At 64.3% G+C, this 19,407-nt stretch carries 14 protein-coding genes; 4 read left to right on the top strand and 10 right to left on the bottom strand.

What is annotated here, in order from left to right; translation table 11 throughout:
• Positions 1-43: 43 nt before the first annotated feature.
• On the bottom strand, positions 44-652 hold the full coding sequence (locus FVE89_RS24635) for a c-type cytochrome (protein ID WP_238247143.1): 609 nt from the start codon (positions 650-652) through the stop codon (positions 44-46).
• Between the two features lie 66 nt (positions 653-718).
• The gene (locus FVE89_RS24630) at positions 719-1,807 is read right to left on the bottom strand and encodes a PQQ-dependent sugar dehydrogenase (RefSeq protein ID WP_238247141.1); all 1,089 of its coding nucleotides are present in this window, start codon (positions 1,805-1,807) and stop codon (positions 719-721) included.
• Positions 1,808-2,416: 609 nt separating this feature from the next.
• On the opposite strand from FVE89_RS24630, the gene FVE89_RS24625 reads away from it, so the two are divergent.
• A complete protein-coding gene (locus tag FVE89_RS24625) occupies positions 2,417-2,899 on the top strand; it encodes a MucR family transcriptional regulator (protein ID WP_078947056.1) in 483 nt (160 codons plus the stop codon).
• 624 nt (positions 2,900-3,523) lie between these two features.
• Here FVE89_RS24625 and FVE89_RS24620 read toward each other — a convergent pair.
• Positions 3,524-4,365 (bottom strand): IS5 family transposase gene (locus tag FVE89_RS24620; RefSeq protein ID WP_091995207.1). Its coding sequence is split into 2 segments (ribosomal slippage): positions 3,524-3,975 and positions 3,975-4,365, totalling 843 coding nucleotides; the frame shifts between segments, so codons are not numbered across the junction.
• A 594-nt stretch (positions 4,366-4,959) separates the two neighbouring features.
• Here FVE89_RS24620 and FVE89_RS24615 point away from each other — a divergent pair.
• Positions 4,960-5,628, top strand: coding sequence for a transglutaminase-like cysteine peptidase (locus FVE89_RS24615; protein WP_053608458.1), 669 nt, complete (start codon positions 4,960-4,962; stop codon positions 5,626-5,628).
• Between the two features lie 1,068 nt (positions 5,629-6,696).
• Here FVE89_RS24615 and FVE89_RS24610 read toward each other — a convergent pair.
• The 4 genes from FVE89_RS24610 to FVE89_RS24590 all read right to left on the bottom strand — a co-directional run bounded on the left by FVE89_RS24610 (position 6,697) and on the right by FVE89_RS24590 (position 13,677).
• Positions 6,697-7,689 (bottom strand): hypothetical protein, encoded by a 993-nt coding sequence (locus FVE89_RS24610; RefSeq protein WP_210254069.1) that lies wholly within the window; start codon positions 7,687-7,689, stop codon positions 6,697-6,699.
• Positions 7,686-9,305, bottom strand: a complete 1,620-nt coding sequence (locus FVE89_RS24600) for an efflux transporter outer membrane subunit (protein ID WP_238247139.1) — start codon at positions 9,303-9,305, stop codon at positions 7,686-7,688. Before FVE89_RS24600 ends, FVE89_RS24610 begins: the two co-directional genes overlap by 4 nt.
• 81 nt (positions 9,306-9,386) lie before the next feature.
• Entirely contained in the window at positions 9,387-12,560 is a 3,174-nt protein-coding gene (locus tag FVE89_RS24595; protein ID WP_053608460.1) for a CusA/CzcA family heavy metal efflux RND transporter, read from the bottom strand.
• Positions 12,561-12,612: 52 nt separating this feature from the next.
• Entirely contained in the window at positions 12,613-13,677 is a 1,065-nt protein-coding gene (locus FVE89_RS24590) for an efflux RND transporter periplasmic adaptor subunit (RefSeq protein ID WP_244538983.1), read from the bottom strand.
• A 744-nt stretch (positions 13,678-14,421) separates the two neighbouring features.
• Here FVE89_RS24590 and FVE89_RS24585 point away from each other — a divergent pair.
• A complete protein-coding gene (locus tag FVE89_RS24585; RefSeq protein ID WP_143739309.1) occupies positions 14,422-15,588 on the top strand; it encodes a HAMP domain-containing sensor histidine kinase in 1,167 nt (388 codons plus the stop codon).
• Complete coding sequence (locus FVE89_RS24580; RefSeq protein WP_053608462.1) at positions 15,585-16,169, top strand: response regulator transcription factor; 585 nt, start codon at positions 15,585-15,587, stop codon at positions 16,167-16,169. Before FVE89_RS24585 ends, FVE89_RS24580 begins: the two co-directional genes overlap by 4 nt.
• Before the next feature lie 110 nt (positions 16,170-16,279).
• On the opposite strand, the gene FVE89_RS24575 is transcribed toward FVE89_RS24580, so the two are convergent.
• From FVE89_RS24575 to FVE89_RS24565, 3 genes are all read right to left on the bottom strand, one after another.
• Positions 16,280-18,415, bottom strand: a complete 2,136-nt coding sequence (locus FVE89_RS24575) for a carbohydrate porin (RefSeq protein WP_161392802.1) — start codon at positions 18,413-18,415, stop codon at positions 16,280-16,282.
• Positions 18,416-18,513: 98 nt separating this feature from the next.
• Complete coding sequence (locus FVE89_RS24570; RefSeq protein WP_091995204.1) at positions 18,514-18,918, bottom strand: hypothetical protein; 405 nt, start codon at positions 18,916-18,918, stop codon at positions 18,514-18,516.
• Positions 18,919-18,944: 26 nt separating this feature from the next.
• Positions 18,945-19,394: an SLOG family protein gene (locus FVE89_RS24565; RefSeq protein WP_081948878.1), complete on the bottom strand. Its 450-nt coding sequence runs from the start codon at positions 19,392-19,394 to the stop codon at positions 18,945-18,947.
• Positions 19,395-19,407 lie beyond the last annotated feature (13 nt).

Below are 19,407 nucleotides of genomic sequence, written 5' to 3'. Positions count from 1 at the left end.
CATGAGGCTTATCAGAGCTCAACTTGACCGCCCGCGACCCCGTTCAAGGTTTTGGAACCTGCCCCGCCGTACTCTGCTCCGAGCGGTATTGGGCGAGGTAGCGTGCAAGCACTGGAATGTGCTCATCTTTGATGTCTCGTGAGACCTCGTTCATCGCCGGCTCGTAGCCAGGGCGTGCGTTGCTCTTGTAGCCCTCAAGCGCGGCCGTCAGATAGTCCTCGCGCTGCCCAGCGACCCTTGGGATCTGTCCCTGCCCCGCGAGGTCGGCACCGTGGCACGAGCCGCAGCGATAGCGCGCGATGAGTGCGCGCGCCTCTTCGGCCGCTTTAGCTTCGATCGGAGCAGAAGTTTCCGGCGCGGGCAATTTGGAGATTGCCTCGGCGAGCGACTGTAGATCATCATCCGACAGGTTTGCCGCCATATCGTTCATCGGCGGAGCAATTCGCTGCTTCTCGCGGAACATCAGCAGCTGCGCGACTACGTAGTCGCTCTTCTGGGCGCCGAGCGACGGCACGTGCTCCGCTTGGGACGTGCCGTTTTCGCCGTGGCAGCTGAGGCAGATACTCAACTGCTCCGTGGCCGGCTGCGCACACACCGGCACGCCGATGCTATCGAGCAAGATCAAGGCTGATAGACCAACAAGCAGGCGCACGGCGGGTCCGATGGCGGGCGAGGGTGATTAAGCCGGGGCGAGGAGGTCTCACCTCGGCCAAGTCACTTAGGGCTCTTTGTAGGTGATGCGCCAGATAGCGCCGTTCCAATCGTCGGATACCAGTAGCGATCCGTCCGGCATTGGCTGCACATCGACGGGCCGGCCCACGTAGGCATTGTTCTGGAGAAAGCCTGTCAGGAACGGCTCGTACGATGCGATAGTGCCGTCGTCCTTGAGCTTGACGACCACGACATCTCCGCCGAGCTTCTTCGTACGATCCCACGAGCCATGACGGGCCAGGAAGATCGCATTCTTGTAGCTGCTCGGGAACATATCGCCCGTGTAAAACCGCATCCCCAGCGTCGCCACGTGCGGGCCCATCAAGCCGGCTGGCTTGGCAAACTCGTCGCACGAGTGACCCCATCCAAATTCAGGGTCGGTGAAGTTGCCCTGATGGCAATAGGGATAGCCGAAGTTGGGCGCCGTCGTCGTTCCCGCCTTGACCACGTGCAGCGTGTCGTTCGGCAGATCCTCCGACATCCAGTCGCGGCCGTTGTTGCTGAAGTAGAAGTCTTTGGTAACAGGGTTCCAATCAAATCCAACTGAGTTGCGCACGCCGGTCGCGACCAGTTCCACGTTCTTGCCGTCCAGGTCCATGCGCCGGATCTGCGCGTGGCGCGATGACGGCATGACGATGTTGCCGGGCGCGCCGACCGGGACGTAGAGCTTGTTGTCGGGGCCGATGGCGATGAACTTCCAGCCATGCGGCTCGTCCGTTGGCAGATCTTCGTAGACCAGCACGGGTTTGGGCGGGCTGTCGAGGTTCGCCTCGATGTTGTCATATCGCCAGATCTTGGACAGCTCCGCGACGTAGAGCGCGCCGTCGTGGAACGCGAGGCCGTTCGGCCGATGCAGACCGCTGGCGATCACCTTGACCACGTTGCCGTTCGGGCCTGGCACGACGGCGTACACCTTGTCGCGCACGCGCGAGCCGACGAACAGCGTTCCCTTGTCGCCCAGGCGCATGGATCGGGCGTCCGGCAGCCCGCTGGCGAACACCTCGACCTTGAATCCCTCGGGTACGTGCAGCATCGCCGTTGGCAGCTTGTCGGCACGGGTGGGCAGAACTGGGCCAGATACCGGAGCCAGCTTCATCGCATCTGGATTATCCGGCTGCCCGATCAGAGGGTCGCCCGGCGGCAGCTGTTGGCCGCGCTGAGTGACAGTCGACGGCTGAGACGGTGGGGTGGTTTGCGCCAGCGCCGTTCCAGCCCACAAAATTGCCCCAGCTGCGATAGTAGCTGGCAGTCGGCGTCTTTCGCCTAGCATGTCATCCTCCCTGACACTCATCGCGCCCACTAACATGTGCTGAACGAGACTGATGTCTAGCTGCAACGATGCCTCAGGCCGCGGCAGTGACCAGACGGTGACGGGCTGTGTCCCGAAGCCGGTTTGATAGTTTATCTACGATTGCGCTTGATCTGACTGAGCAGACCTCGGGCGTTCGAAGCGCAGTGTCTAGCGGAAAACTGAATACGATGAAATTATTGCCCAGCCTAATGTTTATCGTTGATATGGCTCACCTTCATGAATTTAACAGAGTCCGGTGAGATAGATGATTGTGAGCGAGATGTTGCGGCAAATATCTAATTTGATTATGCAGATGGTCGGAGGTAAGTTTCAAATCTGTATTATGAGATTTCTACTTGAATTCGGAGGAAGATTGCGTCATTTGTGCACTTGATCTCCAAAAAGGATTACTTCATGAACGAGAAAGCGGTCACACTGCGGAATGATCATATTCGGCAGACAGTCAAGGTCGTTGCAGCATACATCTCGAACAACAGCCTGCCGGCGGCTGAGCTGCCAAGCTTGATCTTCGGGATCTACTCCGCTCTGTCCGGCCTCCGCCAGGGTGGCGCATCAGAAGCTCCGATGGTCGAGAAACCAACCCCAGCTCAGATCCACAAATCGATTACGCACGACGCGCTAATCTCCTTCATCGACGGCAAGCCGTACAAGACACTGAAGCGGCATCTCACCGGCAATGGTATGACCGTCGCGCAATACCGCGAGCGCTACGGTCTGCCCCGCGACTATCCCACAGTAGCAATTAGCTATTCTCAGCAACGCTCGACTCTCGCCAAGAGTTTCGGTCTCGGCAGTCAGCGCCGAGAGACCACGGCTAAGGCAACAATTACGGTCGGCGCTGAAGCTCCTAAGAAGCGCGGCCGGAAGACCACTTGAAGCCGTCTGCCGTGGCTCCGCCGGCAACCGCTGTAACGGGTTAAGGCCATACTAGATACAAAACTCGGACGGCCCTGTGCATCCGCGCAGGACCGTCGATCCATCGCTGAACTGAATCGTGCCGAGTTCAGCTACACTTTGCGAAAACTAATTTAGAATGCGAAAATCCTCGATGACGCTACCTGACGTAACACACCGCCTCACCGGCGGACCGATCGCGCAGTTCAGGGCGCAGCCGGTGTTCTCCTCGCAGAACCACGTCAGCAACCCGCTCTTCAGGCATGCGCCGCCGCACTGGTGATAGGTACCGTAGGTGGGCCTGATATAGACCGGTTCGATCGATTTCCGCAGCTGCCCCGAGTTGTACTGCGCAGCGCATGACTCAGTGTGAAAAGCAATCCCTGATATCAAAAATAACAGAGTTAGCCCTCGATAATACATGGATCCGATACCGCGCATGATTTTTCAGCACGATTTATTCATTGTCCTCATCAGAATCGAGTAAATAATATTTCATGCAAAAATATGTAAGGCCTGTAGCTGACGGCGTGAACCGCCCTTATGCATCAACGAGACTGAACGCAGGCTGCCAACCTGTGTCCGCCTCTGAGAGTCTGTCCGGCATCATGATGTTTTCTGACAGAGCTTTCGGGTCATGAGGCGGATGGAGGCCAAGAGGACGAACGCTCGTGCTTTCCGGCTTTTGCATTCCCAATCCTTTGCGAGACGGCGGCAGCGGTTGAGCCAGCCGATCGTTCGCTCGACGATCCAACGCTTGGGCAGCACAGCGAAGCCTTTGGCCTGATCGGAGCGCCTGACGATCTCGACCGTGAGGGTGCGGCAGACCTTGCGAAGGCCATCTTGGAAGGCCGGTCCCTGGTAGCCGCCGTCGGCGAAGAGCTTGAGCAGGAACGGGTAGAGGCCAAACAGCGTGGCCATCACCAGCACGCCGCCATCCCGATCCTGAATGTCGGCGGGATGGACGAGCGCGTGCATCAGCAGGCCCTGCGTGTCGACCAGGATGTGGCGCTTCTTGCCCCTGATCTTCTTGCCCGCATCGTAGCCGGGCGGGTCGATCGAGCGCCCCCCTTTTCCGCGCCCTTCACGCTCTGGCTGTCGATGATGGCCACCGTCGGGCTGGCCTCCCGATCCATCCGTTCCCGGCAGGCGACGTAGAGCGTGTGATGGATCCGCTCCAGCGTGCCGTCATAGTCCCAGAGGTCAAAGTAATCGTGAACCGTCGAGCGCGCCGCCAGATCCTTTGGGATCGCCCGCCATTGGCAGCCGGTGCTCAGCACGTACATCAGGCCGTTCACCACCGCCCGCATGTCGACACTGCGCTTGCCGCCGCCACGCTTGGCTGGAGGGATCAGGGGCTCAATCAGCGCCCACTCGTCATCCGTCAGATCGCTCGGATACCGAAGCTCGCTTCGATCGTAGCGGGCCCGGTTCTCGGTCGTCCACATCAGCAGCCTCCACACAGGCCGCCTTGAATCACAAACCCCTTACATCACTCAATATGTCGCCGGACAGACACTGAGTGATCGATGCCCAGCTCCGTCAGCGTTCGTGCGCAGCCGACCATGAAAGCTGCCTGGCCGAATGCGACCAGTCGGAGCTGGACGAACGTCACACTCTGACCTCGACCTTATCGACACGTTGAAGCGCGACGCATTTCGTCTTCATCCTCTTGCACTCACGTCGGCTTGGGCTGCCGAGCCTGGGCGTTCGCCGATCGGGCCTCGCCTCACACGGCGCTTCCATCGTGTCGGACGCACCGTAGATCCTCGAAACGAGCTGGGAATGCGCAAGCGTTTGGGATGTCAGACTTTCGACACGCCCGGACTCAAGCTCTACCTTATCCCTGCAATAAAATCCAAGCTGTTTCTCATAGTCCCCGGGAAAGGCTATGCATACTGTCAGATCTGACAGGACGATTAGCGCCGACCGATATTATCCGCGCTACGCACAGGGTTAATTTTTCGTTGAGCGCTGGATTGCCGCCGGCGCGTCGGCGTGAGAACTTCCGTTAACGAAAGCTTAACGGTTGGGTCTCGGCGATGCGGTTTGCGGCTTTCACGAGGCGGAATGCGGTCTCGGTCCACGCCGCGCGTCGCCTCAGGCCTGCCCTCGCGGCAGCCTTCTCCATCGGCCTCGGGATCGGCGCCGTGCAGGCTCAAACCCTCGCGTCGCTGCCGAGCGCCCCGAGCGTGGCGCAGCCTCTGGGAACGGCCCGACCGATCGCGGCATGGGTGACGTTCTGCGAGAACTATCCGGCCGAATGCGTACTCGACCGCACGGAGCCTGCCCGCATCACCCTCACGCCCGCGACCTGGTCGACCATCGTTTCGATCAACCGCCGGGTGAATAAGGCGGTGCAGCCGATGACCGACATGGACCACTGGCACGTAGCCGATCAATGGAACCTGGCCGAGGACGGCTTCGGCGACTGCGAGGACTATCAGCTCCTGAAGCGCCATCTGCTCGCCGAGGCGGGTCTGCCGCGCCGGGCGATGCGGATGACCGTGGTCGTGGACGCCAACGGCGAGGGTCACGCCGTACTCACCCTGCTGACCGATCGCGGCGACCTCGTCCTGGACAACAAGACCAACGACATCTTACCCTGGCACCGGACCGGCTATGTCTTCGTCAAGCGCGAGAGCCAGGACGCCATCGCCTGGGTGTCGCTGGGCGGGGTCACCTCGCCCGTCACCACGGCGAACCGTTGAGAGGGGATAGTCGCTCGACCGGGCACAGCCTCGGCGAGGATGAGGCGACCGTCGGCTCGATGCCGTTCGTGCCCGTGCTGCGATGATTACCCCTCATATCATGCGCAGGGAACTCCGATGCGGCTAATTTCGGTGATGGTCCTCCCGCTCGTCATGTTTCTGACAGACGTGTCTGCCGAGGCACGTGTGCGCGGCGTCAAGGCTCACCATGATCACAGGGCTTCACGCGCAAGTGACATGGACCTCACGCTCAGACGCAGGGCCGCCGCCGATCGTGCGCGAGGTTGGATGGACTGGGAGGTGCACAGGCCGCTGTCCAGCTACCTCCCGCCTGTGACCAAGCAGCGGGTATCCGCTCCGCCGTTCACAGGTTGGGGTTATGGCGAGACGATCCCCGGTGCGTGGCCCGGCTTCTGATCGTACGATCCTGCACCGTGCGCAGCGTTTGCCGCGATCGTGCGCCCCATCGTGTCGTCGCACGCCTCGCTTTCGGCATCGGCATGCTGGCGGTGGCCGTCACGGCGCTGACAAAGGCTTCGATGAGATATGGGATGCGGCTACCGACATCGTGAGAATCCCCGATCTCGGAACAGCGCCATCCCCGGTCCGGTTGGCTCGATTGCAGCGCGTCTCGAACGCGCCGTCCACGCCATGACCGGAGGCAAAATGAGAGTCGATATCCGCACGCCGCTGATCGCGGCCTTGATGGTCATCGGCATGGTAGCCGGTGTAGCCGCCGCGGGTGGCGGAGCCGGCGGTGGCGCGGGCGGAGCTGGGGCGGGCGGCAGTGCCGGCGGCTCTGCTTCTGGAACCGGTGGTACGGGCTCCAGCGGCGTCAGTGGCACGGGCGCCGTCAACGGGGCGACATCACCGGGTACCTCAAGCACGAGTTCTGGGCTGCCTGCGGGCAGCACCGGCAACTCCAACATCTCGCAGGGGGGCAAGTCGGTCACGCCCGGTACCGGTTCGACATCTGGTACAGGTCGGTAAAGCGCCGGCGTCGCGCGACGTCCGAAGCCGTTCGAACCCCACACCGGACCGGAGGCGGCGAGCGCGATGGGTTTGCCGTCAGCGCCAGTCGTAGGGATTGAGCGGCTCGAGGACCCGACGCAACGCCTGCAGCGGGGCCGGCTGCTGTTGGTGCTCCGCTTCGCGGGCGAGGGCCCGTAGGAAGGCCTGGGGACCCTGCTCGAGGTCGCGACCGATGCCGTCGAACCGGTCGGCCGGCTCGACGTGCGGCGGATCGCGAGTCACGAGATAATCGATGTTGCAGATCGGCGCCGTCGATCGGTCGCCGAGGCGGTAGCAGATGTGAACCCGGGTATACGGCTCACCGAGCCGGTGCTCGGCGTGCACCCGCTCGACCGCGAAGGCTCCGTTGCTCGCGCGCTCGGCGTAGCGCAGGGTCTGAGCCACCGTCGTCAGCGCTTCCGTGCGCCGGCTCAGCACCAGTTCGACCGCACCTCGCGCGGAGGATAGGCGAGGTTCATCGTGGACGAACGATGATCGCGCGGCGGCGTCGATGCTCGCGCGCGGATCGGTTAGCGGACAGGCAGCGGGCACGACGCTGATCACGACCGAGCTTGGGCACTGGCCTCGGCAGCCCGAAGCCGCATCGATCTGATCTCGACCGCAGGCGTCGGCGTAGCAGGACCGCGCGAGAGTCTCGCAGGTCGCCAGGAACCGACCGACGGGCTCTGAGACGATCAGGTCGGCGGCCGACGCGGTCTTGAGGCCGGCCATTCCAACGAGAAGGCCGAGTGCCGTCGCGCAGACCATTCTCGCAACCCTCGCGGCTCGCCGATGATCGTCGGCGGAGGTGGGCGTAAAGTCCCGGCAGGCGAGACCGACCTGATCCAGCGCTTCAGAGAGCCTGCCGGACTGGTCGTACAGTAGTCCCTCGCCATCATGGGAGGGACCGATCCGATCGATGCGAGGTCGTCGATGCCGCATGTGCTCTGTGCCCTTGTATTCACTGGATCGGGTCGTTCCGAGAACAGCGGACGGGTTCGACGAACCAACACTGCCATCGCCTCGGGTTACGGAGAGATGCTGGATCACAGGAACTTCAGCGGATCCTTCTCCGGGGGCGGCGGCGCCACGTCGGCGCGGTTCCACCAGCCGCCGCCCAGCGCCACGAACAGCGCCGCGGTGTCGGCGTACTGGGTCGCGCGAGCACCCGCCGCGGTGACCAGCGCCGACAGGTAACCCTGCTGGGCGATCAGCACTTGCGTCGAGGTCACCGAGCCGGCCGTGAACTGCTTGCGGACCAGCTCCAGGCTCTGGTTCGTCGCATTGACCGCTGCGTCGGCGGCGGCCACCGCCCTGGCGTCGGCCTGCAGCGCTCGCAGCGCGTCGGCGACGTTCTGGAAGGCGGTGATCACCGTGGCGCGGTACTGCGCCTGCGCCTGGGTCAAGCCTTCCTCGGCGGCCCGCTGGCGTCGGAACAGGGTGCCGGCATCGAAGATCGGTGCCGTCGCCTGGCCGACGATCGTGAAGAACGAGGCGGCCGGGTTGGTAATCTGGGTTATTTGCGTCGCGCTCGATCCGCCCGTGGCCGTCAGCGTGAACTGGGGCAGGCGGTTGGCGACCGCGACGCCGACGCTGGCGCTCGCCTGCTGCACCATGGCTTCCGCCGCCTTGACGTCGGGGCGCTGCTGCACGAGCCGCGAGGGCAGGCTCACCGGAAGCCGGGTCGGCAGCCTCAATGCCGAGAGACGGAAGGTCTCCGGGACCTCGTCGGAGGGCAGACGCCCGGCGAGTGCGGTGAGCAGGTTGCGCTGCTGCGCGAGCGCCTTCTCCAGCGGTGGCAGCAGCTGCTGCGACAGGGCGAGCGCCGCCTGCTGCTGCACCACGTCGGCCCCGGCGATCTGCCCGAGCGACAGCTGCTTGTTGTACAGCTGCAGCACCTCGATCTGCGCCTGGATCACTTTCTGCGTCGCATCGATCTGCGCGCGCAGGGATGCCTCCTGGATGGCGGCGGCGACGACGTTGGCGGTCAGACTTAGATAGGCCGCCTCCAGCTGAAAGCGCTGGTTCTCGGTGGCGGCCTCCAGCGACTCGATCTGCCGCCGGTTCCCGCCGAACACGTCTGGATTGTACGAGACCACCGCCTGCGGGGTAAACAGGCTGTAGAGGTACTGGGTCTGGTTCTGCAGCGGCGATTGCAGGTCGAGGCCCGGGGCCTGGATGCCTTCGGCCTGAGGCGTCGCGGTCAGGCTCGGATAGAGCGTGCCCTTCTGGGCGAGCGCGTTCTGCTGCGCTACCCGCAGGGAGGCCTGCGCGGCCTCCAGCGTCGGGTTGTTGGCCAGCGCCTGCTCGACGAGGCGGTTGAGTGCCTTGGAATGGAACAGCGTCCACCACTGGCCGGGGATGTCGGCGCCCGAGGCGAAGCTCTGGTCGGCCGAGCCGCCTTGCCGGGTGCGAATCTTGTCGGCGGCCGACGGGTTCTTCAGCGGCTCCCTGGTGTAGCGGCTGACCGGCGGATCCTCCGGCGGCATGAAGTTCGGCCCCACCGCGCAGGCGGCGACGCTCCAAGCCAGCAGTATGACGCCGCCATACCGAGAGAGACGACCGAGGGCCATCGTCAGCGGGATTACCCATCCTTCCGACACGCGGACGAACATCCCGTCCCGCACCGGATATCGCGCGGCATGATGATCGAGATCGGGACGCATCGAGGCACTTCTGCAGGCGTGGTCCGTCGAGCGACGGCAAGCATCTGAGCTTGACCGTTCTCTATGGCGATTGCGGGACGTTTAAGGGGCGGACACGGCCTGTACTTTGGGTCGAACCTGCGTGCTCCTGGCCGGTCGCCGCCGCGAGAACAGCGAGATCAGGATCGGCATAACGACCAGGATCAGGGCCGGCGCCAGGAGGATGCCGCCAACCACAACCAGCGCCAGCGGCTTCTGGACCTGCGAGCCGATGCCGGTCGACAAGGCGGCCGGCAGCAGGCCGACGCAGGCCGCGACGCAGGTCATCATCACCGGGCGCATCCGCACCGTCGCGGCCTGGAACACCGCGTTGCGGCGCTGCCAGCCGTCTTCGACGAGCTGGTTGTAGTAGGCGAGCAGGATCACGCCCTCCATGGTCGAGATGCCGAACAGCGCGATGAAGCCGATCGCCGCCGAGACCGAGAACGGCGTCCCCGTCAGCACGAGGGCGAAGATGCCGCCGATCATCGCCATCGGGATCACCGACAGCGTCAGCAGCATGTCGGTGGCCGATGAGAAGTTGATGTAAAGGAGCAGGGCGATCAGCGCGAGCGTGATCGGGACGACGACCTTCAGTCGGGCGATCGCGTCCTGCAGGTTCCCGAACTCGCCGACCCATTCGAGGTGAGAGCCCGGCGGCAACTGGACCTGCTGGGCGACCCGGTTCTGCGCCTCGATCACGGCGCCGCCGAGGTCGCGTCCCCGCACCGAGAACTTGACCGGGATGTAGCGCTGCTGACCCTCGCGATAGATGAACGAGGCGCCCGAGACGAGCTCGACCGTGGCGATCTCAGAAAGCGGCACGGGAATCACGCCGCCGCTCGGATTCTGGGCGCCCACCGTGATGTTGCGGATCGTGGCGAGGTCGCGGCGGTACGCCGAGGCCAGGCGCACGCGCATCGCGAAGTGCCGATCCGAGCCATACTCGTACACGTCACCCGCGGTCTGACCGCCGATCGCGGCCTGAACCGTGGTGTTCACATCCCCGGGCGCCAGCCCGTACCGGGCCGCCTTCTCGCGATCGACGGTGATGCGGACCGTCGGCTGACCCAGTGAGGTGAAGATCGCCAAGTCGGTGATGCCCTTCACCTCGGCCAGGGCCGCCTTGATCTGCTCGGCCGCCTGCGAGATCGCGCTGAGATCGTTGCCGTACACCTTGACGGAGTTCTCGCCCTTCACGCCGGAAGCCGCTTCCTCGACATTGTCCTGGATGTACTGGGAGAAGTTGAACTCGACGCCGGGGAAGTGCTCCTCCAGCGTCTTTGACATATCCTCGACGAGCCGCTCCTTGGTCAGCCCCGATGGCCAAGTCTCCTCGTCGGTCAGCGGTGCGAAGATCTCGACGTTGAAGAAGCCGGTCGCGTCCGTGCCGTCGTCGGGCCGGCCATGCTGCGTGATCGTGGTCTCCACCTCCGGATACGCCTTGAGCACGGCGCGTATCCGGTTGACGTAGGTGTTCGCGGCCTCGAGCGAGATCGAGGGTGGCATCGTCCCGCGGATCCAGAGATTGCCCTCCTCGAGCTTGGGCAGGAACTCCAGGCCGAGCGAGCGGACCATCGTGCCGGCGACGAGCAGGACGACGAGCATGGCGCCGAGCGTCAGGATCTTGTTGCCCAAGGCGAAGCGCAGGAAGCGCGTGTGCCCGAAGTGCAGGAGGCGCACGATGAGCGTGTCGCGCTCCTCCATCTCGTTCGGCAGGATCAGGGCCGACAGGGCCGGCGAGACCGTGAAGGTCGCGAGCAGGCCGCCGATCAGCGCGTACGCGTAGGTCTTGGCCATCGGCCCGAAGATGTGCCCTTCAACGCCGCTCAGCGTGAACAGTGGCAGGAAGCCGACGATGATGATCGTCGCCGAGAAGAAAATCGCCCGGTTCACCTCGGACGCGGCGAAACTGATGGTGCCGAGCTTGCCCGTCAGGGCCGACCCCTCATCGCCAGCGTCATCGGCGTGCGTGATCGGACCGCCGGGATGCTCCGACAAGTGTCGGAAGACGTTCTCGACCATGATCACGGTCGCATCGACGATCAGGCCGAAGTCGATGGCACCGAGCGACAGCAGGTTGGCCGACTCGCCGCGGATCACCAAGATCGCCACCGCGAAGGCGAGGGCGAACGGGATCGTCGCCGCCACGATGATGGCGCTTCGCAGCGAGCCCAGGAACAGCCACTGAACCACGAACACGAGCGCCACGCCGAAGACGAGGTTGTGCATCACCGTGTGCGTGGTTTTGCCGATCAGCCCCGACCGGTCGTAGAGCGGCACGATGCGCACGTCGGGCGGGAGAATGCCGCTCGCGTTGATCTTCTCGATCTCGGCTTCCACGCGCTGGATCGTCGGCAGGCTCGGGCTGCCGCGGCGCAGCAGCACGATGCCGAGCACGATGTCGTCCTGATCGTCGTGGCCGACGATGCCGAGCCGGGGTGCGTTCGAGACCCGCACCTCGGCGACGTCGCGCACGAGCACGGGCGTTCCGTTCACCTGCGTGAGCATGGTGTTGCGGATGTCGTCCGGATCGCGGATCAAACCGATGCCGCGCACCACGGCCGCTTGCTCGCCGATGTTCAGCGTCTGACCGCCGACGTTGATGCTGGAGTTGTTCAGGGACGTGACGAGTTGCACCAAGGTCAGGCCCTGCCCTTGAAGCCGGGCGAGGTCGACGGCGATCTCATATTCCTTGGTCTTGCCGCCGAAGCCGGTGACGTCGATGACCCCGGGGATCGCCTTGAACCGCCGCTGCAGGATCCAGTCCTGGAGCGTCTTGAGGTCGGTGGGCGAGAACCCCTTCGGTCCGACCAGCTGATAGCGCATGATCTCGCCGATCGGGCTCACCGGCGAGATTGAGGGCTGGGCGCCGTTCGGCAGGGGGCTGAGCTGCGACAAGCGGTTGAGGACCCGCTGCTCGGCCTCCTCATAGGTGAAATTGTAGTTGAACTGGACCTTCACGTCGGAGAGGCCAAACAGCGAGATCGTCCGCACGACGGTGGCATTCGGGATGCCGGCGAGCTGCACCTCCAGCGGGATGGTGATGTAGCGCTCGATCTCCTCGGCCGATTGGCCGGGGTTCTGGGTAATCACGTCCACGAGCGGCGGCACGGGGTCGGGATAAGCCTCGATGTTCAGTTGGGCATAGCTGGCCGCGCCGACTACCAGCGTCGCGAGAAACAGCAGGAGGACGAGGACGCGCTGGCGCAGGACGAAGGTGATGACGCCGGTCATGACAACTTCCCGCGGTCGGTTGCGGTGCAAGCCGAAGCTCGTCGATCGGTGATCATGAAGCCTTCTCTCCGCTCGCGGCCCGATCGATGAAGAGGGCGCCGCGCGAGACGATCCGTTCGCCGGTCTGCAAGCCCTCGGTGACCTGCAGAAGATCACCGTCACGCAGCCCGAGCTTGATCTCGCGGGCCTCGACCGCGCCGTCCGGGCGCAGCACCCAGACATGCGCGCGGTCCCCCTCCTGAACGACCGCGCTCTCTGGGACCGCCGGGCCGCTCACGGCGTCGCCGGTGATGATCGCGAACCGCGCGAACATCTCAGGCTTGAGTTCTTGATCGGGGTTCTCGACCTCGCACCGGACCGCGAGCCGGCGCGTCGCCGGATCGAGGCTCGCGGCCATGTAGGTGACACGCGCGCGGAAGGTGCGGTCGCCGAAGCCGTTGACGGTCGCCACGGCCGGCTGACCGAGCCGGATGCGGGGGATGTCGCTCTCGCGCACGTTGGCGATCAGCCACACGGTCGCGAGATCGCCGATGGTGAAGACCGGATCGCTGCCGGTGCCGAGGTACTGGCCGAGGCCGACCTTGCGCTGCACGACTGTCCCGGCGATCGGCGCTCGGATCACCGTCTCCGGACTCATGCTGCTGTTCTTCTGGAACGCGGCGATCTCCGCGTCGGTCTTGCCCAGGATCCGCAGGCGGTTCTTGACCGCCTCCAGGGCCGCCTCCGCGGTCTGTTTGTCGCTCTGGGCCGAGATGACGTCGTTCTCGGCGCTCTGATAATCCTTGAGCGCGGCGGCTTTGGCCTGGAATAGCACCTGCTGGCGCGCGGCGATGATCTGGTTGAGCTTGAGCTGCTCCTGGGCTTTGTTGAGGGCGTTGATCGCGCTCTGGAAATCGTTCTGCGCCTGGACCATGTCGGTCACCTCGACGGTGAACAGGGGCTGGCCCGCCCTCACGTCGTCACCTGCCTTGGCGGTGATCTTGGTGACACGCCCAGCATAGGGAGAGTAGACCGGCACGTTGTCGTCATCGTTGAGCGCGATGCGCCCTTCGGCCAGTCCTTGCGGTCGGAACTCGGTCGCCTGAACGCTCGTGATCCCGAACGACGCGAGCTGCATCGGCGTCGGCCGAAAGCTGCGCTCGACCGCGATTGTCGTCGCCGGTTCGGAAGCATCGGCTCTGTCCGCGCGGCGGCCGGACAGGCCGGTGACGAGTGCTGCCGTCCTGCCAGCGACGTCGCGTGCGGCGTCGGGCCAGATGGCAACCGCCGCGACGGTGCCGATCAGAAGCATAGACGCGGCGGCGATCTTCAGCGTCGGCGAGCCGAATGGCCTCAGCGGTGTCCCGGCTTCAGCATCGAGAAGATCAGGCCGGAGCTGATTACGCACATCCATGCCGCGACCTTTCTAAACGACTGCCGCGCATACTTTTGCAGCTCGATGCATACAGAACTAAACATTGCGAACAGGAAGCATCAGCGTGTATCGCGCTGGCTTGTCGCGGGCACCGACGCCCGAGCGGCCGGCTCACACAGGCGCAGCTTCGCGGTAGAGCGTTGCTCCTCCTTCGGCAACTGTCAGTTCTGACAGGCGCACACCCTCGGAAGTTGAGCTTAGCAACCTAGTGTTAGGGTTTTTATATCGGACCGTGGCAAGTGTATGATGATTTTTACAAGCGGTGGGCGGCGTGCGCGGGTCGTCTAACTGTCAGGTTTGACAGGTTGCAGGTCGGCGCGATCCTCGCTCTACTACCCTAAGTTCCGGCGAGAATGTCGCAGCTCAGGTTCTGTGAAAGATTGGTAGCGGCGATCCGTCCCGAGCTTTCAATCGGTGTTGGGTTACGTCGGTAAGGAGGGTAAAGCGTTGGCGAGCGCGCACCATACGGGAACCCGAGCGTTACCCAAGCGCGCCGCTAGCCCTGTCGGTCTCATGCGCGCGCGCCCTCTGCTCATCGAGCCGAGTCGCGCGGCGCGACGAGCGCTCTTCCAAATTACCACGTTGCCGATGCTTAGTCTCAAGCCGAGGCTCGCCCTCGCGCTCCTCCTCGTGGTCGGCGTGTTCACGGCTGATCTCTTCGAGCCCGCCGACAACGTCTCGATCTGCTTCGCCTACACGCTGCCGATCCTCCTCGGCGTCTACATGGGTCCCGGCAGCACGTTCCGTCTCGCCGCCCTCGCCACCGCCGCCTCGTTGGTCGGCTCGTTCATTCGACCGCCGGAGGGCGGGATCGTCCTCAGCTTCGTCGTCAACCGCGTGATCGCGGTCGCCGCGCAGTGGCTCGTCGCCTTCCTGGTCGAGCAACGACGGCGCAACCACGCCCTGGTCGACGCACGTCTGACCGAAGAACGGCTGGTGGCCGAGACCGGACGGCGGTTCGTGCAGATCCTGACTCACGAGATCGCGACGGCGCTGACTGCGATCGACGGTCAAGGCTATCGCCTCGGCAAGCTGGCGCAGACGATCGAGCCGATGGACATCATCGCTCGCAGCGAGAAGATCCGACACGCCGCGACGCGCCTCAAGGGTCTGGTCGAGCGCGTCCGCCTCGCTGCCGAAGTCGGCCGTGGAGAGATCTTGCTGAACCGCGAGGCGATCGAGGCAGTCCCTTTCCTCGAGGCGCTCGTGGCCGAATATGAGGCCGCGCATGTTCACATCGCCGTGTGCGTGGCCGAGCCAACCCTGCACGGCGACCGCGTCCTGATCCATCAGGCGGTGTCGAACCTCGTTTCGAACGCGATCAAGTACTCGCCGCAGCCTTGCGCGATCAGCATCCACGCCGGCCGCTCGGCCCTACTCGACGGAAGCGAGATCACGGTGGCCGACCACGGCGTCGGGATCGCCCTGGAGGAACTCGATCGGGTCTTCGAGCCTTACTATCGCGCCGCCAACAGCGGCGGTGTTCCTGGCCTCGGCATCGGCCTGCATCTCGTGCGCCATTTCGTCGAGGCGCATGGCGGCCAGGTTCGCATCGAGAGCCAGGTCGACCGGGGCACGACGGTACACCTGCATCTGCCCGGAGCGAAGCCGTGACGCGGCGCATCCTGTGCATCGAGGACGATCCCGACATCGCCGAACTCACCAACGAGGTGCTCGCAGAGGCGGGCTTCCGTGTCGATCTTGCGATCACCGGCATGCAAGGTTTGGCGCGGTTGGGCGAGGCGCACGACGCGATCCTCTGCGACATCGACCTTCCGGGCCTGAGCGGGCTCGAACTGCTGCGCGCATTGCGCAAGACCGGCTCGCGGACCCCGTTCGTGCTGCTGACGGCTTTCGCCGGCCGGGAGAACCAGATCGAGGCGCGCCAGCTGGGCTGCGACGACTTCGTCGCCAAGCCCATCGACTTCGAGCTGCTGCTGGCCGTCCTGCACAACGTCCTGCAGCGGACAGCGCCGGCCGTGGGGGACACCGAGCGCCCGACGCTGACCGAACGCGAACGGGAGGTCCTCGCCCGGGTGGTGGAAGGCAAATCCTCTGTCGCCATCGCCGCCCTCCTCGGTATCAGCGAGCGGACGGTGAACTTCCACGTAGACCGCGTGATGCGCAAGCTGAACGTGACGACGCGCACGCAGGCCGCGATTACTTGCGTACGCCTCGGGCTGATGTCTGCCTGAACGCGCGGATCCCACGGATCGGTTAGATCGAGATATACATGATAGAAATAATGATTCAGAGTATGTGAGGCATATACATCTGGACTGGTTGTGAATTTCAAAAATAGAAACTAAAAATCGATGTGTAGACGACTACTGAAAAAATTGGCTGGGCCGCGATCCTTATTGTAACCAGGATTGTCGATGAACTGATAGTCGAACGACACTGTCACCGTGTTTGTCAAACCCAGCGCATAGTAGGTCTCGATGCCGCGCTCTGGCCCGTAACGCAACTGCCCGTCACCGATCACGAGGCCGAGGCCGCCTGCGGCAAAGTAGTCCCGATGCGCGCGCGACAGGCCGTTGATCATCGCGCCGATGCCAATCGTGTCGCTCGGTCGCTCCCACAGGGAGCCCTTGAACGAGAACCCACCGGAGGCGCTCCGATCGACATCGGTGAAGGAGAGGTTCTCATTGCGGCCATCGGCGGCGCTGACCCGGGCGAACAGGCCGATCTCCGGCGTGAGCGCCTGTTCGAGATTGATGTAGGCGCCCCGTTTGTTGCGGGTTCTCCGGCTGAGGTTCACGGCCGTGTTGACGTCGGGGATGTCGATCGAGTCCGCGAGCGCGACCACCTGCCGGTAGTTGGCGGTACGTCCCTCGTGCGAGAACGCGCCGATCCTCAGCCTTCCCGGCTGGTCGAGGATCGGGAGCACGTGGCGTTCCTCGAACTCGACCACGGCCCCGCCCCGGCGCGGGAAGCGCGGATCGAGCGGATCCGTACTCGGGAGCTTGGGGACCTGGGTATAGGCTGCGCGCAGCGCGAACTCGCGACGGTTGTACTCGACCACGATGCCCTGGGTGTAGCCGGGCAGGTTGGCCGGGAAATCGTAGGCCGCCGACTCCCAGAGCGACCAGTTCATGAAGTCGACGCGCGGATCGTGGGCATAAATGTTGCCGTCGAAGAAGTCGCCCAGCGCGAATTTGCCCGCCACCACGGTGATCCGCTCGATATCCCGTGTGGTCGCGACCTGGTTCGGCCCGTCCGGCACGGTCTCGGTCTCGCCGCCGAGCCCGAAGGTCTGACGCACGAAGTAGCGCTGCGAGCGCAGCTTCGGGGACGACGAGCCGGCCTTCTGCGCCTCGCCGTTGGGAAAGCCGGCCACGCCGAGCGTGCGGCTCAGACCGAAGCCTTGGTCGAACTCAGGATTGTAATACAGCTCGGTGCTGTCGGTCAGCTTGAACCCGAGGAAGGCGGTGGCGGTGAGCGTGCCGCGCGCCTGATGCGGCACGAGGCTGTTGTCGCCGCGGTAAGGCGAATGGAAGCCCGTCACCCCCTGGTCGATGAACGTCGTCTGGCCGTGCAGCGAGAAGCGGCCGGTGTCGCCGTTGTCCGGATCGTGGGGGGCGAGCTCGTCGGGTTCGGGAGGTAGTCGCAGTCCTCCGGGAACCCAGAGGAGCCGCGCCATCACCTGGTTCGAGGTGAACGAGGCCTGGGTCGAGAACGCCCTGCCGTCCGGACCCATAACGCTGCCGAGACCGAAGCGAGCACTCCGGCCGTAATCGGCATAGCGATAGTCGATGCCCAGGGCGAGGTTCTCAGCGATCGCGAACTGCACGCCGGCCCCGAGTGTGAAGCCGAGATAGGAGTGGTCACGCCTTGCGATCCCGGCGAAGCCGGTATCCAGGTCGGGAAACGTGGAGCGGAAGCGTGTCTCGGCGCCCGCGAGGCCGAAGGTGGCGTAGACGAGGTTGCGTTCGAACGCGTAGCCGATACGGGCGCGGGCAGCGCCGAACAGATCTGCCTGAGCGCGGATGAGACTGAAGGAGGCGTCGCCGTTCTCGAAGCCGAACCCCGGCACGGTCGACGACACGGGCCGCTTCAGGTTTGCGCCGTAGAGGTCCGCCTCCAGGCCGTAGACGTACGGACCGGTCTGCCAGTTGTAGCCGCTGACGACACCGCCCAGCACCGTCGTGGCATTGCGTCCCTGATCGCTGCGGCCAGTGCTATCCCCGCTTCGAAACGCCGGCACGGAGCGACGCTCGACCGAGCCCGCGTCGAAGTTGAAGCTGCCGTAGGCGTCTCCGGCGCTGCCCTCGACGCCCAGATACCCGCCGGACCAGTCTGCGACGGTCGGGCGATCCGACGATGAACCTCTCCATTCGGCGGCCCGCGCTTGGTCCAAGCATAGGATCGCGACGGCGCCACCCAGAAGCGATAAAAGCTTCTCGATCGGCGATAAGATCTGAATTTGCAGATATCTCATGGCATAGCCTCAATTTTTACTGTATGAATTTCATCTTTTTGTGCATCTACGATAAAACGAATGTTTGATGAGATCTCGGATCCATTCGGGAGCTTGGATCACGCGATATGTTCATGACGGAGCATGGCAAAACCCACGTCGCCCAGACCGGCAACGGCGAGGCGGATCAGCAGAGCCGTCCCGAAACGGCGTGAGCGCATGATCCGCGGCAGGATCGAGAGGACGTGCAGTGCGTGTTCGAGGATATGCACCAGCACCGGAAGCTCGGCTGGCCCCGCGGTCGAGCCTCGCTCCGTCCCCGGCCCTGCGCGGGGTGGCCGCGCGAGCGGCCGGTGGTCGAGCGCGACCTGCAAGCCCATTCGGCTCAGCTGATGCGCGACCTGCGTCCCGATCAGGGCGCCGCGCCGCCCGATCAGGCCGGCGCGGTAGGCCCGCATCGTCAGCCCGAACGCCGATCGACCGAGGCCTGAGAGCAGCCTCGCGAGGTTGGGATGCCGAACCACGATGATCTCCCTGTGTCGGTCGATGTTCAGATGTGCAGCACGATAGCGCGCTGGCTTCGAAGCCCGTTCGAGCGATCTCGACCCGGCGGCCCGTCCGCACGGTCGAGGATCGTCTGGGCCGGCACGTCGCGCTCGGGCACCTCGTAGACGGCGAGCCGTGCCCGAAGGGCGCATCGCACGAGATCCAGCGTGTGCGGGCCGCCGGGGAAGGCCGCCACTAGATCGGGTCGGGCGTCCTTCAGCATGAATCGGTTGCGCACCGCCTCCGCCGTCTTACCGTAGCGAACCCAGTTCGGCGGGTAGCGCACCACGTGCACACCGGCCCGCCGCGCCCAGTCCTCGGCCGCCGCGCAGACGCCGCCCAGACCGCCGTGGATCAGGACCATGACTCGGCAGCGGCGGTGCAGCTTCGCCAACTCGAAGCTCACGAGATCCCGGTATTCCAGATGACCGCTGCCCCCAATGACAAGCCGCATGGTCGTCTCCCGC

This window comes from Methylobacterium sp. 2A, from assembly GCF_009806555.1.
GTDB lineage: Bacteria > Pseudomonadota > Alphaproteobacteria > Rhizobiales > Beijerinckiaceae > Methylobacterium.
The sequence above is the reverse complement of the archived record's forward strand: the minus strand, read 5'-3'. Positions and strand labels throughout refer to the sequence as shown.

What these genes read in the sequence shown, in the direction of transcription:
- FVE89_RS24630 (WP_238247141.1), bottom strand. Translation starts at nt 1,807, where the DNA reads ATGAAGCTGGCTCCGGTATCTGGCCCAGTTCTGCCCACCCGTGCCGAC.
- FVE89_RS24590 (WP_244538983.1), bottom strand. Translation starts at nt 13,677, where the DNA reads ATGCAGCTCGCGTCGTTCGGGATCACGAGCGTTCAGGCGACCGAGTTC.
- FVE89_RS24595 (WP_053608460.1), bottom strand. Translation starts at nt 12,560, where the DNA reads ATGACCGGCGTCATCACCTTCGTCCTGCGCCAGCGCGTCCTCGTCCTC.
- FVE89_RS24600 (WP_238247139.1), bottom strand. Translation starts at nt 9,305, where the DNA reads ATGCGTCCCGATCTCGATCATCATGCCGCGCGATATCCGGTGCGGGAC.
- FVE89_RS24615 (WP_053608458.1), top strand. Translation starts at nt 4,960, where the DNA reads ATGCGGTTTGCGGCTTTCACGAGGCGGAATGCGGTCTCGGTCCACGCC.
- FVE89_RS24575 (WP_161392802.1), bottom strand. Translation starts at nt 18,415, where the DNA reads ATGAGATATCTGCAAATTCAGATCTTATCGCCGATCGAGAAGCTTTTA.
- FVE89_RS24565 (WP_081948878.1), bottom strand. Translation starts at nt 19,394, where the DNA reads ATGCGGCTTGTCATTGGGGGCAGCGGTCATCTGGAATACCGGGATCTC.
- FVE89_RS24625 (WP_078947056.1), top strand. Translation starts at nt 2,417, where the DNA reads ATGAACGAGAAAGCGGTCACACTGCGGAATGATCATATTCGGCAGACA.